The sequence below is a fragment of the Arthrobacter sp. NPDC080086 genome, assembly GCF_040702285.1.
Genome location: NZ_JBFBKP010000011.1, coordinates 1 through 20,601, shown reverse-complemented (window position 1 = coordinate 20,601; position 20,601 = coordinate 1). Strand labels below are relative to the sequence as shown.

At 66.5% G+C, this 20,601-nt stretch carries 22 protein-coding genes and 2 pseudogenes; 23 read left to right on the top strand and 1 reads right to left on the bottom strand.

All coding sequences use genetic code 11. The annotated features are described in order from the left end of the window. Positions 1–60: 60 nt before the first annotated feature. The 21 genes and pseudogenes from AB0305_RS06395 to AB0305_RS06295 all read left to right on the top strand — a co-directional run bounded on the left by AB0305_RS06395 (position 61) and on the right by AB0305_RS06295 (position 17,071). On the top strand, positions 61–498 hold the full coding sequence (locus AB0305_RS06395) for a hypothetical protein (RefSeq protein WP_364135010.1): 438 nt from the start codon (positions 61–63) through the stop codon (positions 496–498). A 209-nt stretch (positions 499–707) separates the two neighbouring features. Beyond that, entirely contained in the window at positions 708–1,130 is a 423-nt protein-coding gene (gene rpsP, locus AB0305_RS06390) for a 30S ribosomal protein S16 (RefSeq protein WP_290257538.1), read from the top strand. Position 1,131: 1 nt separating this feature from the next. Continuing rightward, positions 1,132–1,374, top strand: coding sequence for an RNA-binding protein (locus AB0305_RS06385; protein ID WP_290257539.1), 243 nt, complete (start codon positions 1,132–1,134; stop codon positions 1,372–1,374). A gap of 126 nt (positions 1,375–1,500) precedes the next feature. Next, the gene (gene rimM, locus AB0305_RS06380) at positions 1,501–2,082 is read left to right on the top strand and encodes a ribosome maturation factor RimM (protein ID WP_290257540.1); all 582 of its coding nucleotides are present in this window, start codon (positions 1,501–1,503) and stop codon (positions 2,080–2,082) included. Position 2,083: 1 nt separating this feature from the next. After that, the gene (gene trmD, locus AB0305_RS06375; RefSeq protein ID WP_290257541.1) at positions 2,084–2,887 is read left to right on the top strand and encodes a tRNA (guanosine(37)-N1)-methyltransferase TrmD; all 804 of its coding nucleotides are present in this window, start codon (positions 2,084–2,086) and stop codon (positions 2,885–2,887) included. Positions 2,888–3,168: 281 nt separating this feature from the next. Continuing rightward, entirely contained in the window at positions 3,169–3,528 is a 360-nt protein-coding gene (gene rplS, locus AB0305_RS06370; RefSeq protein ID WP_056738299.1) for a 50S ribosomal protein L19, read from the top strand. Positions 3,529–3,627: 99 nt separating this feature from the next. Further along, positions 3,628–4,305 (top strand): signal peptidase I, encoded by a 678-nt coding sequence (gene lepB / locus AB0305_RS06365; protein ID WP_364135016.1) that lies wholly within the window; start codon positions 3,628–3,630, stop codon positions 4,303–4,305. After that, on the top strand, positions 4,306–5,280 hold the full coding sequence (gene lepB, locus AB0305_RS06360; RefSeq protein ID WP_364135019.1) for a signal peptidase I: 975 nt from the start codon (positions 4,306–4,308) through the stop codon (positions 5,278–5,280). 10 nt (positions 5,281–5,290) lie between these two features. Continuing rightward, positions 5,291–5,962 carry a ribonuclease HII gene (locus AB0305_RS06355; RefSeq protein ID WP_364135022.1) on the top strand — a complete coding sequence of 224 codons (672 nt, stop codon included), beginning with the start codon at positions 5,291–5,293 and terminating at the stop codon, positions 5,960–5,962. 69 nt (positions 5,963–6,031) lie between these two features. Then, on the top strand, positions 6,032–6,358 hold the full coding sequence (locus AB0305_RS06350) for a DUF2469 domain-containing protein (protein ID WP_290257548.1): 327 nt from the start codon (positions 6,032–6,034) through the stop codon (positions 6,356–6,358). A gap of 249 nt (positions 6,359–6,607) precedes the next feature. Next, positions 6,608–7,195 carry a hypothetical protein gene (locus AB0305_RS06345; RefSeq protein ID WP_364135025.1) on the top strand — a complete coding sequence of 196 codons (588 nt, stop codon included), beginning with the start codon at positions 6,608–6,610 and terminating at the stop codon, positions 7,193–7,195. 449 nt (positions 7,196–7,644) lie between these two features. Beyond that, positions 7,645–8,019 carry a hypothetical protein gene (locus tag AB0305_RS06340; RefSeq protein WP_364135028.1) on the top strand — a complete coding sequence of 125 codons (375 nt, stop codon included), beginning with the start codon at positions 7,645–7,647 and terminating at the stop codon, positions 8,017–8,019. Positions 8,020–8,655: 636 nt separating this feature from the next. Then, a pseudogene (locus tag AB0305_RS06335) lies at positions 8,656–8,846 on the top strand (YraN family protein); the annotation flags it as partial. 287 nt (positions 8,847–9,133) lie between these two features. After that, complete coding sequence (locus AB0305_RS06330) at positions 9,134–10,159, top strand: DUF262 domain-containing protein (RefSeq protein ID WP_366172202.1); 1,026 nt, start codon at positions 9,134–9,136, stop codon at positions 10,157–10,159. Beyond that, on the top strand, positions 10,156–11,208 hold the full coding sequence (locus AB0305_RS06325) for a hypothetical protein (RefSeq protein WP_364135034.1): 1,053 nt from the start codon (positions 10,156–10,158) through the stop codon (positions 11,206–11,208). Before AB0305_RS06330 ends, AB0305_RS06325 begins: the two co-directional genes overlap by 4 nt. A gap of 485 nt (positions 11,209–11,693) precedes the next feature. Beyond that, positions 11,694–11,899, top strand: a pseudogene (locus AB0305_RS06320) (ATP-binding protein); the annotation flags it as partial. A 185-nt stretch (positions 11,900–12,084) separates the two neighbouring features. Next, positions 12,085–12,441, top strand: a complete 357-nt coding sequence (locus AB0305_RS06315; RefSeq protein ID WP_364135037.1) for a YraN family protein — start codon at positions 12,085–12,087, stop codon at positions 12,439–12,441. Then, on the top strand, positions 12,442–13,986 hold the full coding sequence (locus tag AB0305_RS06310) for a YifB family Mg chelatase-like AAA ATPase (protein ID WP_364135040.1): 1,545 nt from the start codon (positions 12,442–12,444) through the stop codon (positions 13,984–13,986). Between the two features lie 28 nt (positions 13,987–14,014). Beyond that, a complete protein-coding gene (gene dprA, locus AB0305_RS06305; protein ID WP_364135043.1) occupies positions 14,015–15,199 on the top strand; it encodes a DNA-processing protein DprA in 1,185 nt (394 codons plus the stop codon). A 126-nt stretch (positions 15,200–15,325) separates the two neighbouring features. Further along, the gene (locus AB0305_RS06300) at positions 15,326–16,252 is read left to right on the top strand and encodes a tyrosine recombinase XerC (RefSeq protein ID WP_364135046.1); all 927 of its coding nucleotides are present in this window, start codon (positions 15,326–15,328) and stop codon (positions 16,250–16,252) included. 315 nt (positions 16,253–16,567) lie between these two features. Next, entirely contained in the window at positions 16,568–17,071 is a 504-nt protein-coding gene (locus tag AB0305_RS06295; RefSeq protein ID WP_290257555.1) for a DUF3145 domain-containing protein, read from the top strand. Positions 17,072–17,166: 95 nt separating this feature from the next. On the opposite strand, the gene AB0305_RS06290 is transcribed toward AB0305_RS06295, so the two are convergent. Further along, positions 17,167–18,183: an Lrp/AsnC family transcriptional regulator gene (locus tag AB0305_RS06290; RefSeq protein ID WP_364135049.1), complete on the bottom strand. Its 1,017-nt coding sequence runs from the start codon at positions 18,181–18,183 to the stop codon at positions 17,167–17,169. Positions 18,184–18,300: 117 nt separating this feature from the next. Here AB0305_RS06290 and AB0305_RS06285 point away from each other — a divergent pair, with 117 nt between their 5' ends. Both AB0305_RS06285 and AB0305_RS06280 read left to right on the top strand, forming a co-directional pair. Beyond that, entirely contained in the window at positions 18,301–19,536 is a 1,236-nt protein-coding gene (locus AB0305_RS06285; RefSeq protein WP_356903162.1) for a M20 family metallopeptidase, read from the top strand. 52 nt (positions 19,537–19,588) lie between these two features. Beyond that, complete coding sequence (locus AB0305_RS06280; RefSeq protein WP_364135052.1) at positions 19,589–20,545, top strand: ABC transporter substrate-binding protein; 957 nt, start codon at positions 19,589–19,591, stop codon at positions 20,543–20,545. Positions 20,546–20,601: the final 56 nt, after the last annotated feature.

The window sequence follows — 20,601 nt, the reverse complement described above, 5'->3', positions numbered from 1 at the left end:
GGCTGGGACCACGCCACACGCCGCGGCCCCCGGGCCGCCCGAAATCCAAGGATGAGCCCCGTGGGATTTACCGAAGTCTTCGTCGCCACCCATGACGCCGCGCTCAAGCGGGCCGCCGCCCTCGCCGGGGGCGCCCCCGCCGGCCCGGACGCCGTCCGGATCGAGGGCATCAGCGACTACGAGATCGAACGGCTGGGCGACCTCGCCGGCACCGCCGTCCACGCCGCCGGCGCCGACTACGAACTCGCGATGGTCGACGTCTCCAGTGACGCACTGCTCGGCGTGCCCGCCGCCATGGTCCGGACCCTCGCCGAGCTGCTTAGCTACGAGACCGACGAGGGCGAACGCGTCCTGGCCGACGTCGCCGGGCAGTGGGCGGCCGAGGAGGACATGCCCTTCGGTGCCGCCGAGGCCCTCGGCCACACCCGGCGGATCGCGGAGCTCGCCTCCGCCGTCGACCCCGCTGCCCGCACCGAACTGTACGTCTGGACTGCCTGAGCCGGACTGCGGCGCCACCCGCGGCGACCCGCCGCGGGTGTTAAGTCGAAATCGGCGCGGTGATCTGGCACAATGATCAGGTACTTGATCTGCGTGGCCCCTCTCTCCGCGTCTGGATCTTGTCCTTTTAGAACCCCCTAGTATGGCCCGCCCCACGGGTGCAGAACGCCGGGTTCGACCCCGTTTCAGAAACAGGAGTGACCACAAAAGTGGCCGTTAAGATTCGCCTTAAGCGCTTCGGCAAGATGCGCGCCCCGTACTACCGCATCGTCGTCATGGACTCACGCTCCAAGCGTGACGGCCGTGCCATCGAGGAGATCGGCAAGTACCACCCGACCGAAGAGCCCTCGTACATCGAGGTCGACTCGGACCGCGCCCAGTACTGGCTCGGCGTCGGCGCTCAGCCGTCCGAGCAGGTTGCCGCGATCCTGAAGATCACCGGTGACTGGCAGAAGTTCAAGGGTCTGCCCGGCCAGGAAGGCACCTTGAAGACCAAGGCTGCCAAGGAAGGCTTCGTAGCCCCGGAGAAGGGCTCCGTCATCATTCCGGAAGCCATCACCAAGAAGGCCAAGAAGGACGACGCAGCCGAGGCCCCGGCCGACGCCGAAGCAGAGACCACCGAGGCTGAGTAACTTGCTGGCAGACGCGCTCGAACACCTGGTCCGCGGGATTGTAGACAGCCCCGAGGACGTCAAGGTCAGTGCCAAGAACAACCGCCGGGGGGACACCCTTGAGGTGCGCGTTCACCAGGACGACCTTGGCCGGGTGATTGGCCGCCAGGGCCGGACCGCACGCGCACTGCGCACCGTGGTTGCGGCACTGGCAGACGGTGAGCCGGTGCGGGTCGACGTCGTCGACACCGACCGCCGCCGGTAGCGCAGCCAGCACACGCTTGATCTCTGTCCGGCCCCTCCACCAGCATTGGTGGAGGGGCCGGACTGTTTTGCGCACACTGCGCCCCCACAACGACCCATCCTTCCCATCCCCGAACAAGAGGACAGCATGCAGCTTCAGGTGGCACGAATCGGCAAACCCCACGGCATCCGCGGCGAGGTCACCGTCCAGGTGCTGACCGACGCCCCCGGTGACCGGTTCGTCCCGGGCACCCAGTTCGTCGTGGAGCCCGCGTCCGCCGGGCCGCTCACGGTCGAGAGCGCGCGCTGGAACAAGGACATCCTGCTGCTGGCATTCGAGGAGGTGGAGACCCGCAACGATGCGGAGGCCCTGCGCGGCGCCAAGCTCTTCATCGAAACCGAAGAACTCGACGAGGACGACGACGAGGGCTGGTACGAGCACGAACTCGTCGGCCTGGACGTCCGGGTGGGCAACGAGGTGGTGGGCACGGTCTCCGCGCTGCACACCATGCCCGTCCAGGACCTGCTGGTGGTCAAGGACCGCGCCGGCAAGGAAATCCTGATCCCGTTCGTGGAGCAGATCGTCCCCGAGGTCAACGTCGCCGAAAAGTACGTCCTCGTCACCCCGCCGGCGGGCCTGTTCGAGGTCAACACGGACACCGCCGCGACCCCCGACGACGGCGACTCCGCCGACAGTGCCGCCGAGGACGCAGACGGGGACCGCGCCTAAGATGCGGATCGACGTCGTCAGTATCTTCCCCGAGTACCTCGCCCCGCTGGAGCTGTCCCTGATCGGGAAGGCCCGGCAGGACGGACTGCTGAAGCTCACCGTCCACGACCTTCGGGACTTCACCACCGACCGGCACCGCACCGTCGATGACACCCCGTACGGCGGCGGCGCCGGCATGGTCATGAAGCCGGAACCGTGGGCCCAGGCGCTCGGTGCCGTCGCGGGCACTGCGGCGGCAGGGGAGGGTGAGCTCCGGAAACCTGTGCTGATTGTCCCCTCGCCCGCGGGGGAGCGCTTCACCCAGGCCATCGCGCACGAGCTCGCCGAGGAGGAGCAGCTGGTCTTCGCCTGCGGCCGGTACGAGGGCATCGACGAACGCGTCCTCGAATGGGCGGCGGACCACTTCACCGTCCGCCCCATGAGCCTGGGCGACTACGTGCTCAACGGCGGCGAGGTGGCGGTCCTGGCGATGGTCGAGGCAATCGGGCGGCTGCTGCCCGGCGTCGTTGGCAACCCCGAATCCCTCGTGGAGGAATCGCACTCCGACGGGCTGCTGGAGTACCCGGTCTACACCAAGCCATCCAGCTGGCGCGGCCGGGACGTCCCCGCCGTGCTGCTCAGCGGCAACCACGGCAAGATCGCCCAGTGGCGCCGGCACGAACAGTACCGACGTACCGCGGAGCGCCGCCCCGACCTGCTCGAGGCGTTCGACGCCGGGACGTTGCCCCGCGCGGACCGCACCGCGTTCGCGGACCTCGGGTACGACATCGAAGACGGCCGGCTCCGCCGTCGCGCCGACGCCTGAGCACGGCCTGACACGGGACTTTCCCGCCGCCGTCGTGCGTCCGGGGGAGTCCGCGGATTCAGCAAAAGCCGCCATTCTGTGGCAAAATAAGTCCTTGTGCCTGCTGGGTGCGAACCTGCCACAGGGGGAGCGTCACCAACAGCGCGGCACCCCGGCCCGGTCAATTCCTGACTGGACCGGAACGACACATTTTCGGCGGTGATTTCCGGGCGCGACTGCGGCCGGGCTTGGCCGCCGTGACCCAACGTGAATGACCTGTGGCGTTCACCAGGAGTGGATCAATGCATATCCTCGATTCCGTCGACGCAGCCTCGCTGCGCAACGATGTTCCCGAGTTCCGCGCGGGTGACACCATCAAGGTGCACGTGAACATCATCGAAGGCAAGAACTCCCGTGTCCAGGTCTTCCAGGGCTTCGTCCTGGGCCGCCAGGGTGACGGCGTCCGCGAGACCTTCACCGTCCGCAAGGTTTCCTTCGGTGTCGGCGTGGAGCGTACCTTCCCGGTGCACTCCCCGATCATCGACAAGATCGAGCTCGTCTCCAAGGGTGACGTGCGCCGCGCCAAGCTTTACTACATGCGTGCACTGCGCGGTAAGGCTGCGAAGATCAAGGAAAAGCGCGACTTCCAGACCGCCAAGTAAGTCCCCGGACTTACTCCGCGGATCCACGGCCGGCCCGGCTCACCCCGGGCCAGCGCCACTGCGCCGATCAAGCACTTCACGCGTCAGGGGATGTGGACCATGGAACAGCCAAAACGCCGGCCCAGGAAACTGGGCTGGCGTTTTGTGCTTCTGGGGCTCGTGCTGGCCATCGCCATCAGCGGCCTGGTCAGGTCCCTGTGGCTGGACGTGTACTTCATCCCGTCCGCCTCGATGGAGCCGCTGCTGCGCGACGGGGACCGGATCCTGGTCTCCCGTACCGACTTCGCCGCCGACCCGATCCGTCGCGGCGACGTGGTGGTCTTCGACGGCCGCGGGTCCTTCGCGCCGCTGAACAGCGGCGCCGGCCCGGCCGCGGAGCTGGTGGCCGGGGCGGGGCACTGGCTGGGCATCACCGGCAGTGACACCACCTACGTCAAACGGGTCATCGGGCTGCCGGGGGACCGGGTGGTCTGCTGCGACGGTTCCGGCAAGCTCACAGTCAACGGCCAGCAACTTAGTGAACCGTATATATATCCCGGCGATGAGCCCAGCACCCTGAAATTCGACGCGATCGTCCCCGCGGGACGGCTCTGGCTGATGGGGGACCACCGGTCCAAGTCGGCCGATTCCAGGGGGCTGCTGGGGGCTCCCGGCGGCGGCATGGTGCCGCTGGACCGGGTGATCGGCCGGCCGGTGATGATCATCTGGCCGCTTGATAGATTTGCTGCACTACCGCGGCCCGACGCGGCCGCCACGACGACACAGAACGGACAGTAGATGCCCGAGACCGGACCCCGGACCCCTGAGCCCCACGGCCAGGCCGAACCCCGGGTGACGTCCGCGCCCATTCCCGACGGCGAACACCCGACGACGCGGCTCCCGGCCGTGCCGAAGACGCCTGCCCACGAGACGCCCGTCGACGGGACGTCGGCTGAGGCTCCCCGGCGCGAAGCGCCACGCGTCCCGGAACGGGCGGCCGGCGTCGCCCAGGACGGTCCCTCCCACGCGGGCCCCACGTCGGCCCGGGCTCGCCGGGCGCTGGCCCGCGAGGGCCGCAACCCGGTCCTGGTCTGGCTCCGGGAGATCGCCACCGTGGTGGTCATCGCCGTTGTCCTGTCCTTCTTGATCAAGACCTTCCTGTTCCGGGCCTTCTACATCCCGTCCGAGTCGATGATGAACACGCTGGACGTCAATGACCGGATCTTCGTGAACCTGCTGGTGCCCCAGCCGATCGCCCTGCAGCGCGGCGACGTGATCGTCTTCCGCGACACCAAGAACTGGCTGGCTCCCGCGGCGCCGAAACCGGTTGGTCCCATGACCGGGGTGCAGAACGCGCTGACGTTCGTGGGGCTGTTGCCGGACAATTCGGAGCAGCACCTGGTCAAGCGCGTCATTGGGCTGCCGGGCGACCACGTCATCTGCTGCGACGGCAGCGGCCGCCTGACCGTCAACGGCAAGGCCCTGGACGAGAAATACATCAACAGTGCCGAGGTCCCGCAGGTGCGGACGTTCGACGTCGTGGTTCCCGCCGGCAAGGTCTGGGTGATGGGCGACAACCGCAACCACTCGGCCGACTCCCGCGCCCACATAGAAACCGACGGCGGCTTCATCGACATGGCGGACATCGAGGGCCAGGCCGCCGTGATCGCCTGGCCGCTGAACCGCGTCAAGGCACTGGACAACTACCCGGACGTCTTCACCGGCGTTCCCGCCCCGTCCGGCACCCCCAGCAGCGCCCCGGCAGGAAAGTAAGGCAACAGCAGTGTCCGTCGCACCAACCCTGGACTACGAACGCCGCTTCAAGGCCTCGGGCGCACGGTTGCTGGCCGGCATCGACGAGGTCGGCCGCGGGGCTCTGGCCGGCCCGGTCAGCGTGGGGATCGCCGTCGTCGACCTGCAGCGGCAGAAACTGCTCGCCGATGTGCGGGACAGCAAGCTGCTGAAGGTTTCCGAACGCGAACGCCTGGAGCCGCTGGTGCGCGCCTGGAGCGTGGCGTCCGCCGTCGGGCACGCCTCCGCCGCGGAGATCGATGCCCTCGGGATCATCGCGGCGCTGAGGCTCGCCGGCAACCGGGCCTGGGCTGCCGTGATCGCCGGCGGCGTGACGCCCGAGGTGGTGCTGCTCGACGGCAGCCACAACTGGCTGACGACCCCGGCGCAGGCCTCCCTGTTCGATGAGGGCCCGGCGGAACCCGGCTGCGACGCACCGGTCCACACCCTGGTCAAGGCGGACATGCAGTGCCTCTCGGTCGCCGCGGCGTCCGTGCTGGCCAAGGTCGAACGCGACCGGCAGATGGCCGCCCTGCACGAGGAATTCCCGGCCTTTGGCTGGAACGAGAACAAGGGCTACGGCACCGCCGCCCACAAGGACGCCCTCCGCACCGCCGGGCCCAGCCCCTACCACCGGGTGAGCTGGCAGCTGCTGGGCGACTGAGGCACGGCCTCTTGGCTGTGGCGCCCGTCCGTGGCGCGCGGCCTCCGCCCGATGGTGCAAGATGGAACCATGAGTGCCGAAGACCTGGAAAACTATGAAACCGACATGGAGCTGCAGCTCTACCGCGAATACCGCGACGTCGTCGGGCTCTTCAGCTACGTCGTCGAGACCGAACGGCGCTTTTACCTTGCCAACCACGTCGACCTGCAGGCCCGCAGCGCCGACGGCGAGGTCTACTTCGACCTGACGCTTCAGGACGCCTGGGTCTGGGACGTCTACCGCTCAGCCCGGTTCGTCAAGAGCGTTCGCGTGATTACGTTCAAGGACGTCAACGTCGAGGAACTTCCGCGCAATGAGGAACTCGCCCTGCCCAAGGTCGAGGACCTGGGTAATTAGCGGCCCGTTTCCCGCTTCACCACCTCTTCCTGACCTCTGAACCGAGTTACCCACATAGCGTGACCTGCGGGTGCGTCGTCCGCTTCGTGGATCAGAGTGGGAGTGGAGGCGCTTTCTTGCCGATCCACGAGGGACTTAGCTGACGTCTCTCTCGCTTTGGCAGGTCCAAAGAAAACCCGCCAAATTGAACTAAGACGCAAACGGTCGGGATCTGTCAACGATTGTCGGTAATGAAGGTATCCTCCAAGCGTGGATATTTCAGCCTTCGTGGCACTTCAAAATTGGGGCTCGGTACCTGACTGGTTCGGTGCGGTCGGAACGGTAGGTGCTGTTGCGTACGCCCTTTACTCCGGACTCCGAGGTGACAAGCGCTTGGCGCAGGAGCGTCAAGAGGCCGCCGTTGATCGCGGACTTTTCCGCCAGGAGCAGGCCGAGCGGACAGCCGCTGCGAAACGACGACTAGCGGCACAAGTGACACTCCTTGCGCAAAAAGTCGATTCGTCGAATCCATCTCGTAATGGCTTTGCGGGGCCGGCGGTGAGATGGGTTGTTCATAATGGAGGCAACGAACCAATCTCGATGGTGGCGGTCGCGCAAAGGCCGATTCCTTCTGAATCTGAATCCGCAGCCGCGGAAATTGCGCATTCCTGGGCGGTTATAGAAGCCGGGGGATCCCGCGAAGTACTAACTCAACTTCGTGGCGATAATTTCCATCCAAATCGGGAGGTGCAATTCACGGACGGCACGGGGGCGCGGTGGCAAAGGAGGGCTTTCGGTGAGCTACGGGAGCTTGCCCATGAAGACCCGGAAGCGATAGAACTTAGGCTGATTTCGTAATCTGAGTCCTGGAACAGATCTACCGGTCGTCGGCGGGACGTCCACCGCCACGGGCTTCACCGAGATTCTTGTCGCTGGAGGCGTGACGTGGAGTCTGGCATTGCAGAGCGTACCTCGAAGTCAGGACGGGTGGAGTCACCGGGGTTCGCAGACAGCGGTCGCCTGTGAATAGCGACTCATACCCGTTAGACGCCAAAAAGGTTGGCCCAAACCTCGGCTGGGGGCGCTTTCGACTTTGCTTGATCACAAGGACTGTCACGTGAGGGCAACACCCGGGTATGGCGCAACCTTCACACAGGGCTCGTGGCGACGGTTGAGGGCTCGGGGCTACGACGCCCGAGGGTTAGACCTACGGTTGAGAGGACACGTTAATCCTACTCAAGCACGTAATGGTTGGCGGCGCTCCAAGCGTGTTCTGATTTATCCGATTGCAACTTAGGGAGTTGACAGTGAACGACAAGATCGAGTGGAACTGTGATGTATGCGGGCGGGCCATCGAGGACGGTCAGGGGTATCTGACGGTGAATCAGGCCCAGGTCAAAGAAGCTCAGCGGGATCTCGCTGAGTGGAAGAATCAGCACAAGACAAACGTCTTCAGCGTCACCGACCTGATGGACCGCCCGGACTTCGTCAAGTGGCAGGCCGTACACGCCTCGTGTGACCCCCGGTCAGATTATGGTGACTATAGCATCGGTATTGACCGTATTGGGACTGCCCGGCACGCACTGGGCTGGACCCTGCACTTGCACGGCAAGGAATGGACTGGAACGACAGACTGGGATGAATTCATCAAGGCCCGGGCTGAAGCGACAATGGACCGTTAGCGCGCCATCCGAAATTTCAGCGACCTCAGCGCACTCGGCGGCACATGGCTGCCGCCCGCGTCGTCGGGCCGGGGCCACTGTTGTGTTGCTGGCGCTCGGGTGCTCTCAACATTGCCCACCACCCCGGCGGTCGGCGTCCGGCTAAGCCCCCGAATCCGTCCGCGCCGGCCTTGGACGGCTCGCCCCGGTGGGCCTGGCCGAGTCGCGCCACGGTGGCTAGAAGCGCTCGGCGGCCGGTTAGGGGCGGCGCCGTGCATATATGGTCGCGTGGAGACCGCGCTACCGTTGCAGGGCTGAATCGGAGCGAGCCGGCGCGCCGTCGGGCTGCACCCGGAAGTAGGCGGGGCTGGGAGAATCGAAGGGTGCCAGCACTAGCCGTTTTCCCGCGCTCGGCGATACCGCCGCCGTCTTCGGTCGGTACCGCGACGCCGAACGCGGCCGCTCCGCCAATACCGTGCGGGCGTGCCGGGTCGATGTCGAGAGCCTCCTCGGCCACGCGGCGTCCGGGGGCGCCTCGGGACTGGGAGACCTTTAGCTCGGAACCCTCCTTCACCTCTTGCTGGGCCCCTGACCGGAGTTACCACATAGCGTGACTATCGGGTACGGTCCCGGCTTCGAGCTATCCACGCTGGAGGGATGAGAGCCAAAGACGTATTGGGCCGCCACGGCGAGGACCTGGCGGCCGGTTTCCTGGAGGGCCAGGGGATCCGGGTGGTGGACCGGAACTGGCGCTGTCCCGCCGTCGGGATCGACATCGCCGCTCTCGACGGGGACGCCCAGGTCATTGCCGAGGTCAGGCCCGGCGCTCGCTGGCGTTCGGGCACCCGCCTTCAAACTAGGGTTGTTGGACTGCAGATGTTGGTGACTGTATCTCGCCAGGCGGGCGGCATTAGTTGGGCGTCTATTGTGCATTTCATCTGCACGAGAGGCGACGAACTCAAAAGTCGCGGGATCCAGCGGAGCCGGGGGCAAGGTACGACTACGCGAGTGGCAGCGAGTTTCGGGCTAGTCGTGTGGATGGCGTTGCACGTAAAACGTGGAAGCTTGTGGCAGGATGGCCGTGCGGGCGCCGACGTGCCCATGTTGAGAGTCAAAAATTGAAGGGACCAGCCGCGTGGCGTCACAGTCGAAGAGAACGCTGACAACCAAGGATGTGTCGATTCTGCTTCAGCTCCGCGACAACGGGCAGCTGAACCTTGCACCCGCCTTTCAGCGAAACTCAGTTTGGCCTCGAAATGCGAAGGCGTACTTGATTGACACCATCCTTTCGGATAGGCCTGTGCCCGTACTTTATTTCGAACGTGGTATTAACCTTCAAACGGGGCGCCCAGAATATACGGTCATAGACGGCCAGCAGCGAATGCGGGCAGTGTTTGATTTCGTCGATGGAAGATTTTCGCTAACCGAATCTTCAGAATCACCGTGGAGTCGGAAAAAGTGGAAAACTCTAACTGAAGATGAGCGCGCTCGGATACTGAACTATGACTTCATTGTTGAGGAGCTGTCGGGGTACAAACCCGACGATATACGGGACATGTTCGGTCGAATGAACCGCTTTGTCGTGCGTCTAAATCAGCAGGAACGGCGGCGAGCAAAATATGATGGATTTTTCAAAGAATTTGTTGAAGAGATTGCCGGCTGGGAGTTCTGGAGGAACCACAGGATCGTCTCAGAAGGCGCTGCTAACCGACAGGCGAATGATGAGCTAGTGGCTGAACTGATCATTCTACTGTTGGAAGGGCCCCAAGATAAAAAGGACAGCGTTGACTTTTACTATGAGGCTTACTCCGAGCACTTCGAACCCGCCAATGAGCTACGAGACAGGCTTAAAAGTCACCTTAGGTTCCTTGAGAGTGCACTCCCGAATCTCCGCGATTTGAGGCTTCATAGCAAGACGAATTTCTACTCGCTCATCGGGGCCCTCGACAAGGTTGTGGACATCGAGGAGGGTTACGATGGAATCGATCCACAAAAGATTGGTGCCTCCTTGATTGAATTCGCGAATGAGCTTGATTCTGGAGAACCTCGCTCTGACCTCGTGGAACAATATGTCTTTGCATCAAGCCGCCAGACGGACAATCTGATGCCGAGGGAGACTCGGATACGAATTCTGACTGATGTAATCGCCGAAGCGCGATGAGCTCAGCTTTGCCGACTGCAGCGCAATGGCTGACAGCATATGAGGACTCACACGATGATTACGAGGCGGCCGCCGATTCTGCAAAACAACAGATTTTGGATGCTCTGGCCGGCAGCCCAATAGCCATCCACCAAGTCACTGCGCGCGCCAAGTCAATTGCATCTGTCCGAGGCAAGCTGCGAGACAAGGATTACGATAATCCTGAATCCCAAATGACAGACCTCCTGGGCGTTCGAGTTATTACTACCTACGAGCACGGCGTCGCAGCCGCCGTGGACGCTATCAGAGACCATTTTCGGATCGATGAGCCCAACTCGATTGATAAGACTTCAAAACTAGGAGCAGACCGATTTGGATACAGGGGTATCCACCTTGTCGCCAAAGTACGGACCGGGGCAATCGATGCTCCTGGTCTCATTCTGGGTCGAACTCAGGTGGAGATCCAAGTTCGCAGCGTCGTTGAACACGCGTGGGCGGAGATCGAGCATGAACTGCGGTATAAGTCCGGGGTTCAGTTCTCTGATGAACTGAATCGAAGGTTCAACGCTATCGCCGGAACGCTTGAAATAGTAGACCGTGAATTTACGTCAATTCTGAAAATTTTGGTTGAGGGAGTTCGGGACCTTGCCAAAAATTTGGATGCGGTTGATCCTGACCGGGCACTAGACACGACGTCTCTACTGGCCATCTTGCAACAGCGCAGACCAGATGCACCGAAGGCTGGTCCTGAGGGCCTGAAGCTTCCGCTGGGAGCAGCCCGAGAGTTTGTAGCACTGTTGAAGCAGTCAGGAATTATCAGTGTTGGCGGCCTGAACGATGCCATTCGGAATCAATCAGTTAGAAACGTGGTACACGATTACGCCCTGAACCGTGGGACAACGGCAGCGGCTGTGTCTGCATCAGCGGTGCTGGCCACGGTGCTTGGACTCAATGATTTATCCGCGTTGATGCAAACGGAGCTCTCCACTGACCAGCTCCTACTCGGTATTATCCGTAACGAACTTGCTGCGACGATCGATATGGCGACTCACGACGCCCAGCAGCAGTGATCTGCTGGGCGTTCAGGAGTGTCTTCGGACCTCGCCGCTAGTCGGTGCGGGAAGTGTTGATTCGGGGCGCTTAGCCTGTTTCGACCTGGTTGAGGGAATTGAGACGCTTCGCTTCTCGAATACCTCTGGAGGTGAGTTGGATTACACCGTCCATGCGGGAATCAATCATTGGAACGCCTATTCGGAGATCCTCGAGACAGCCATAGATTCCGGAGTTTCCCTTTTCGAAATGACGCACCCTTCCAGAGGAAAAGAGCATGCGTCGCATCGCCTGTGTTTGGTGCTCTCCAGTTCCCAGAGGCCCGGCCCCGCTCGTTAGGTTGAAGCCGGACCTGTGGATGAACGAGCCGTCGCAGCTCCAGGCGGTCGTCGTTGGAGCTGGGAAGGCAATAACAACCTCTAGGGAGTGCTGCTTAGAGGCAAGAGCGTTCAACTTACGTGAATTATGAGGTAGTAGTGGTAACAGCAGGGTAGGCACCAAGGAAGACGAGGCGCCCGAATACGAACGCCACGTGCTGGACGCCCCGCGGCAGCCGCTGGAAAGCGGCAAGCTGATTATCCACGGCGCCGCCGGGACCGCCGCTTACCCGGCCCGCTTCCAGCTGGTGCTCGCCGCCGACCCTGCCCGTGTGGGAAAGCCTCGGGAAAGGCCGTGAATAGCACCTGCACCCCAACGATGCGCCGCCGGTACTTCGACCGCTGAGTTCAATACCGACCACACGCCACGGTTAGGATCATCAGGAAGGGCCTCAATTCCGGAAACTTGGGCTTCCTCGGGCTTCCGTTCTTTTCTCGTACGGGTCCCTGACCTCGGAGTTACCCACATAGCGTGGCCTTCGGGTATTACCGGCTCTCGGTGCCCTCCACGCTGGAGGGATGAGAGCCAAAGACGTATTGGGCCGCCGCGGCGAGGATCTGGCGGCCGTTTTCCTGGAGGACCAGGGGATCCGGGTGGTGGACAGGAACTGGCGCTGTCCCGCCGGTGAGATCGACATTGTCGCGCTCGACGGCGACGCCCTGGTCATTGCCGAGGTCAAGACCCGCCGCTCGCTGGCGTTCGGGCACCCGTTCGAGGCTGTCGGTGCGGAGAAGCTTGCCCGGTTGCACCGGCTCGGATCCGCCTGGTGCCGGGAGCATGAGCTGCGGATGCCGCTGCGGCGGGTGGATGTCATCGCCGTGCTCGACGACGGCACCGGCGAGGCCGCCATCGAACACCTCAAAGGGGTGGGGTAGGTGGCGCTGGGCCGGACCTATGCCGTGGCCCTGGTGGGCCTCAACGGGTACATCGTCGAGGTCGAGGCGGACATCGGGCAGACGCTGCCGGCGTTTGTGATCCTCGGCCTGCCGGACGCGTCGCTGAACGAGGCCAGGGAGCGGATCCGTTCCGCCGCGCAGAACTCCGGCATCCCGCTGAGCCGGCGGAAGATCACCGCCAACCTGATACCGGCGTCGTTGCCCAAACGCGGCTCCGGCTTCGATCTGGCCATCGCCATGGCCGCGCTGTTAGCGGCCAACGACATCCGGTCCACCGGTCGGCACGTGTTCCTCGCCGAACTGGGCCTGGACGGCCGGCTCCGCCCCGTCCGCGGCATCCTTCCCGCCGTCATGGCCGCCGTCCGGGCCGGCTACCCTGACGTTGTGGTGGCGCAGGCCAACGCAGCTGAGGCCGAACTGGTCCCCGGCGCCAGGGTGCGCGCCTACACCACCCTGGCCCGTCTGGCCTTCGACTTCGGCGCCGATCCGCAGGACCTGGCCCTCGACGCCGGCCCGGGGGAGGAAGCCGACGACGGCGACGGGCACCCGGAGCCGCCGATGGTGCCGGACATGGCCGACGTGTCTGGCCAGGCCGAGGGACGGCGTGCCCTCGAGGTGGCGGCCGCCGGAGCGCACCACGTTCTGCTGACCGGGCCGCCGGGCGCCGGCAAGACCATGCTGGCCGAGCGCCTGCCCGGGCTGCTGCCGGACCTTGACGACCAGGAGGCGATGGAGGTCACCGCCATCCACTCTCTCAGCTCCCTGACCACGTCGGCGGTAACCCTCCGGCGCAGGCCGCCCTACGAGAGCCCCCACCACACCGCCACCGCGGCCGCCATCATCGGCGGCGGCTCGGGCCTGCCCCGGCCCGGCGCCGCGTCCCGGGCCCACCGCGGCGTGTTGTTTCTGGACGAGGCACCCGAGTACGAACGCCGGGTCCTGGACGCCCTGCGGCAACCGCTGGAAAGCGGCGAGCTGATCCTCCACCGCGCCGCCGGCACCGCCGCCTACCCGGCCCGCTTCCAACTGGTCCTCGCCGCGAATCCTTGCCCGTGTGGCAAAGCCTCGGGGAAAGGCGTGGAATGCACCTGCACCCCGACGATGCGCCGCCGGTACTTCGCCCGGCTCTCCGGGCCGCTGCTGGACCGGGTCGACATCCAGCTGGATGTCGAACGGGTGGCGCTCGCCGACTTCGGGGCGCCCAGGGTGGAGGAAACGTCCGCCGCCATTGCCGCCCGGGTCAGGGCGGCGAGGGATACCCAGCTGGACCGGCTGCGACCGCTCGGCTTCGAGACCAACGCGCAGGTCCCCGGGAGGGTGCTCCGCGGCGGGCTCCGACTCGGCAGCCACCACACCGTCATCCTGGACCGCGCCCTGGAACGCGGCTCCCTCACCGCCCGGGGCTACGACCGGGTACTCCGCCTGGCCTGGACGGTCGCCGATCTAGCCGGGCGCGGGAGCCCCGACGCCGACGACGTCGGCCAGGCCCTGGCCCTGCGGCAGTCCGGCGGAGCAACCTCATGACAGCGTGCCCCACCCCGAGGAGAACAGCATGACCGCGAACGAGCGCACGGCCAGGGCCGCCTTGTCCCGGCTGATGGAACCGCAGGACGCCGCGGGCCTGGCTCTGGTGCAGGCCGCCGGTGCGGAGGACGCCCTCCGGATCGCCACCGGCCAGCTGAAGCCCGGCCCCTCCCTGGAACAGGAGATCACCGGGCTGCTGGCGGACGCCGGTGCCGGCGGCGGCTGGTTGGGCCTGGGCATGGCGCTCAAACGCTGGGCACCCCGCGTCCCGGACCTCGCCCCGGCACGGGACTTGGCTACCATGCAGCGGCTCGGCGGAAGGCTGCTAATCCCCTCCGACCAGCTGTGGCCGGCGCAACTGGCGGATTTGGGGCTGCAGGAGCCGCTGTGCCTGTGGTGGCGGGGCGTGGAGCAGGAGTTGCCTCCTCCGACGAAGGCTGTCGCCCTCGTCGGGTCGCGGGACAGCACCTCCTACGGCTCCTCCGTTACCGCCGATCTAGCCTACGCCCTGGCTCAGCGCGGTTTCACCATCGTCTCGGGCGGGGCCTACGGGATCGACGCCCACGCCCACCGGGCCGCTTTGGCCGGGGCCACCGGCCTGCCGACGATCGCGGTGATGGCCGGGGGAGTGGACCGCTTCTATCCGTCCGGGAACGAGGACCTACTCCGCACGGTGGCCAACCAGGGCGCGGTGCTGGCCGAGGTCCCTCCCGGCTCCGCGCCCACCAGGTACCGCTTCCTGCAGCGCAACCGGATCATCGCCGCCCTGGCCGGGGCCACCGTGGTGGTGGAGGCGCGCTGGCGCTCCGGCGCCCTCAACACCGCCCACCACGCCGAAACCCTCGGCCGGGCGGTCGGCGCCGTCCCCGGATCGGTCCACAGTGCCAACTCCGCGGGCTGCCACCGGCTGCTGCGGGAGGGCGGGGCGGTGTGCGTCACGGATGCCGCGGAGATCGCCGAACTCGTCTCGCCCAGCGGTGACTCCCTGCCGAACCCGGCAGCGGGACGGTCGGAGGCCCACGACGGGCTGACCCTGGAAGACCTGATCCTCCTCGACGCGCTGCCGTTGCGGGTCACCAGCACCGTGGAGAAACTGGCGGTCGTCGCCGGGCTAAGCCCCGAGTCCGTCCGGGCCGGCCTGGGACGGCTCGGCCTGGTGGGCCTGGCCGAGTCCCGCCACGGTGGCTGGAAACGCTCGGCGGCGGCGGGTTAGGGCAGACGCCGTGCATCCCGCGTCGCCAAGAGGGGGCGGTACCGTGGCAAGCCCGCTCGAGCCGGAAGGAAACGGCGCGCCGTCGGGCTCCGCCGGGAAGCAGGATGGGGCTGGGAGAGTGGAAGGGTGCCAGCTCCAACCATCCCTCCCGCGCTCGCCGATGCCGCCGCCGCCTTCGGCCGGTACCTCGACGCCGAGCGCGGCCGCTCCGCCCACACCGTGCGCGCGTATCTGGCCGACGTCGAGAGCCTCCTCGGCCACGCCGCGTCCGAGGGTGCCACGGGACTGGGAGATCTCGAGCTCGGGACCCTCCGCCGCTGGCTGGGCGCCCAGAGCGAGGCCGGCATGGCCCGGGCCACCCTGGCAAGACGGGCCGCCACCGCGCGGGCCTTCACCGCGTGGGCCGTCCGCGAGGAACTCCTGGCCGCCGACCCGGCCCTCCGGCTGCGGGCCCCCAAACGCGAGAAGTCCCTGCCCGGCGTGCTCCAGCAAGGCCAGGTCCAGCGCCTGGTCGCCAGCGCCGAAGCGGCCGCGGCGGACGGCGGCCCCATGGCCCTGCGGAACCGGGCCATGCTGGAACTGCTCTACGGCACCGGCATCCGCGTCGGCGAGCTGACCGGCCTCGACATCGACGACCTCGACCCGGACCGCCGCACCCTCCGGGTGCTCGGCAAGGGCAATAAGGAACGGACTGTGCCCTACGGTGTCCCGGCCGCGCTCGCCGTCGACGACTGGCTCCGGCGCGGCCGTCCCGCGCTGGTCACGGCAGGCTCCGGGCCCGCCCTCTTCCTCGGCGCGCGCGGCAACCGGGTGGACCAACGGCAGGTCCGCAGCGTCGTCAAGGACCAACTGGAGGGCCTCGGGGACACCTCCGCCACCGGCCCGCACGCGCTGCGGCACTCGGCTGCCACCCACCTGCTCGACGGCGGCGCCGACCTCCGGGCCGTCCAGGAGATCCTCGGCCACAGCAGCCTCGCGACCACCCAGATCTACACCCACGTCTCCGTGGACCGGCTCCGCAGCAGCTATCAACAGGCCCACCCGCGCGCCTGAAACAGCATCCGCGACACGCCGAAAACCCGGTGGTGACGGCGCGCTGCGCGGCACTGGCTTATTAGGGTGGGGTACGGCACAATGGGGTTCACGCCCGGCATCCACCACGGGGTCACGCGAAGCTTTCGAGTTTCCCGGCCACCACGGATCCGGACGTGCTTTATGTCGAGTCACCCTGAGTTTCAAAAGTATTTGAGTCACCACACAACTGAATAGTCTGGCAGGGGCACCAGCCCCGCACGCGGGCAACCGCGGCAGACGGACATCCGGGCAGAGGTCGTTGGGGAAGACGTACCTATAGCTATGGAGGATGGAATGTCTGTTGCACTAACCCGTGGTGTCCTGTTCGTTCACTCGGCCCCGACCGCCCTGTGCCCCCACGTTGAGTGGGCCATTGGCTCGGTCGTGGACAAGCGCACGGACCTTGAGTGGACCCCGCAGCCCGCCGCGCCCGGAATGTTCCGGGCCGAGCTCTCGTGGACCGGTACGCCGGGGACGGGAGCTACCTTGGCGTCGGCACTGCGCGGCTGGGCCCACCTACGCTACGAGGTGACGGAAGAGCCCAGCCAGGGAGTGGACGGCGGCCGCTGGTCCCACACCCCTGAGCTCGGCATCTTCCATGCCGTCACCGACGTGCACGGCAACATTATGGTCTCCGAGGACCGCATCCGCTACGCCTATGAATCCGGCGCGGGCGACCCCTCCGCCGTCTACCACGAGCTCTCCCTCGCCCTCGGCGAGGCCTGGGACGAAGAGCTGGAGCCCTTCCGGCACGCCGCCGAGGGCGCCCCCGTGCGCTGGCTCCACCAGGTCGGCTAGCCTCCCTCCCACGACTCCCCGGCAGGCTCCGGCGCCGCTTCCTCCATGGCGGCGCACAGAGCCAGCGGGAGGGAGCTGACCGGGGACTGCCCTGCCTACCAGGGCGAAATCGGCACTGTCCCGATGCGCCGGCCCTCGGCGTCGCACAGGTGCCCCATCCGCTTGGGCGTGCTCAGCGCCACCATCCGGTCCAGCACGCCCAGGGTCGGGAAGACGGCGCTCGTCCGCGCCTCCACCCGCTGCAACTCGCCGAGGTCCCTGACCCAGAACGTGGCGTAAAGGTTGGCCGTCCCCGTCACCGCCGCCACGAACCGGCACTCCGGCCACGCGGCCAGCTCCCGGCCGATCCGGTCCAAGTCCTGCCCCGGCGCGACGCCCAGCAGCGAGGCCTGGATCGGCCAGCCGGCCAGCGGATGGGCGATCTCGCAACGGAAGGTCATGATCCCCGAGGAGATCAGGCGGTTCACCCGGCGCCTCGCCGTGGCCGTGCTCGCGCCCGTCAACGATGCCAGCTCCGCCCATCCCAGCCGCCCGTCCAGGGACAGGTGCTCCAGCAGGGACCGGTCCAGGTCGTCCAGGACCATGGCGTAGGTGCCTTGACCCACGGACATGGTGCTCCGGTTGAGGACATTGAGCTGGCTCGGGTCCAGCGACCGTAGCCGCCAGCGGCTCCCTTCCAGATAGAGGGACGTGGTGAGAAGCACGGACACGGACACCACCCCCGGCACCCCGTAGACCTTGGTGGTCAGGAAGACGTCCAGTTCGCGCAGGTCACGGGTCAGCACGTCGCAATTGATGTCGTGACCGCCTGTGGCGACCTCAATCGTGGCAACCTCGGGACACGCGGAGAGCCGCTCCACCAATGCCGTCCGGGTACCCGGATCCGTGCGGATCATGACGTAGGAGATGCAGCGGCTGCGGCTGAATTCCCGACCGAAAGAGGCCGTGATCCAGGCCAACCCCGCGGCGGTCATCCGGTCCCACCGGCGGGCGAGTGTGGTCGCCGTCGTGCCCAGCGGACCGGCCAGCTCCGCCCAGCTGGCCCGCGGGCGCAGCTGCAGGGCGTTCACCAGCGCCAGGTCCAGCTCACCCAGCGTGACCGAATCCTGCATATTACGCAGAGTAGAGTCCGTTTCCGTCAATTTGGGCGTCTGCATGGGCCAAGTATCACACGGTGGAGGGGTTGACCCGGTCCCCGTGACCGCCCGACTACCGAAAGCATGGAGAGCGTGACGATCTCAGACACCAGGAAACCCACCCGCACCCAGGAACTGGCGGCGGAGCTCGCCGACGGGCTCGTCTCGTTCCGGCGGGAGCTGCACCGGATCCCGGAGCTGGGCAACGACCTGCCCCTGACCCAGCGCCGGCTCCTCGCCGAACTGGAGGGCCTCGGCCTGGAGATCACGCTGGGACGGAGCCTGAGCTCCGTGACGGCGGTCCTCCGCGGTGGCGCAGTGCCGGCCGGCGGAACCAAGCCCGTGGTGCTGCTCCGCGGCGACATGGACGCCCTGCCCGTGACCGAGGACAACGGGCTGGAGTACCGCTCCTCGCACGAGGGGTTGATGCACGCCTGCGGCCACGACATGCACGTCGCGGGCCTGGTGGGCGCGGCCCGGATCCTGTCCTCGCTGAAGGACGAGCTGGCCGGCGATGTCGTGTTCATGTTCCAGCCGGGGGAGGAAGGCCCCGGGGGAGCGTTGCCGATGATCGAGGAGGGCGTCCTCGAGGCCGCCGGGCGGCGCGTGGACGCGGCCTTCGGCCTGCACGTCTTTTCCGCGGCGCACCCGCGCGGCGTCTGGTTCGGCCGCCCCGGCCCCCAGATGGCCGCCGTCGACGACCTCCACGTCCGGTTCATCGGATCCGGCGGCCACGGCTCCCAGCCGCACCACGCCAACGACCCCATCCCGGCCCTCTGCGAGGCGGTCACCGCACTTCAGACCATGGTGACCCGGGCCTTCGACGTCTTCGATCCGGTGGTCCTCACCGTGGGACGGATCGCCGGCGGCACCCGGGAAAACATCATCCCCGAGCACGCCGAATTCGACGCAACCGTCCGCAGCTTCAGCGCCGAATCCCGGGCCGCCATCAAGGAACGCAGCGTGCGGCTGCTCGAGGGCATCGCCGCCTCCCACGGCCTGAAGGCCGACGTGAACTACCACGAGCTCTACCCGGTCACGGAGAACGCCCCGGACGAGTACGAGCTGGCCCGCGGGGCCATCGTGGACCTCTTCGGCGAGGACCGCTACGAGCCCATGGCCAACCCGATGCCAGGCGCCGAGGACTTCTCCTTCGTCGGCAACGAGGTCCCGAGCGCCTACCTCTTCCTCAGCGCCTGCGCCCATGGCGACCCCGCCGACGCCGGCTCCAACCACTCACCCCACGCGCTCTTCGACGACGCCGTGCTCCCGGACGCCGCCGCCTGGCTGGCCGAGGTGGCGCTGCGCCGGATCAACCAGGGAGCCTAGGACAGCCCGCCCGACCACCACGTGGGAGGGCACCAGGAAAGGTAGTAACAGCATGAACGTACTGAATGGGCAGCGCCTCCGCACGGCGGCGGCCGCAGCGGCCGTCCTCGTCGCCCTGAGCGCCTGCACGAACGCGTCCGAGGCGGGGTCAGGTTCCGGGGCAGGTTCGGGCACCGGCGGCAGCGGGCAGGCGACGGCGACGTTTGACCCGGGAACCGTCGCCAAGGACGACGCCCTGGCCGCCAAGGTGCCGGACCAGGTCCGGTCCAAGGGGAAGCTGACGGTAGGCTCGGACACCACCTACGCCCCGGCGGAGTTTCTTGCGGCCTCCGACGGCCAGACCCCGGTGGGGTACGACGTCGACCTGGCCAAGGCGATCGGCGCCACCCTGGGCCTGAAGGTGGAGGTGCAGACCTCCCCGTTCGAAGGCATCCTCCCGTCCCTCGGCCCGAAGTACGACCTGGGTGTGTCCTCGTTCTTCATCACGAAGGAGCGCAGCAAGGCCGCCAACTTCGTCAGCTATTTCCAGGCCGGGACGCAGTGGGCGGTGCAGAAGGGCAACCCGAAGAACATCTCCCTGGACGACCTGTGCGGGAAGACCGTCGGGGTGCAGACCGGAACCTTCCAGGAGAACCCGGACATCTCCGGACGGAGCGCCCAGTGCGTCGCGGCCGGCAAGCCCGCGATCGACGTCGTCTCCCTGAAGAACCAGACCGACGTCACCACCCGCCTGGTGGCCGGAGGCATGGACGCAATGGCTGCCGGGTCCATCACGGTGGCCTACGCCATCACCCAGTCCGACGGGAAGCTGCAAACCCTCGGCGACGTCTACGGCGCCTCGCCGGTGGGCATCGCCGTCGCCAAGTCTGACACCGCCCTCGCCGAGGCGGTGGCCGGGGCCACCAACAAGCTGATCCAGGACGGGACGTACAAGAAGATCCTGGCTGCGTGGGGCACCGACGGCGGCGCCATCGCCAAGGCCGAGGTCAACCCCACGGTCAATAAGTAACGGCCGGGCCAACGCCAACGCAAACGACGGCGGCCAGGTTCCCCGCGAAGGGAACC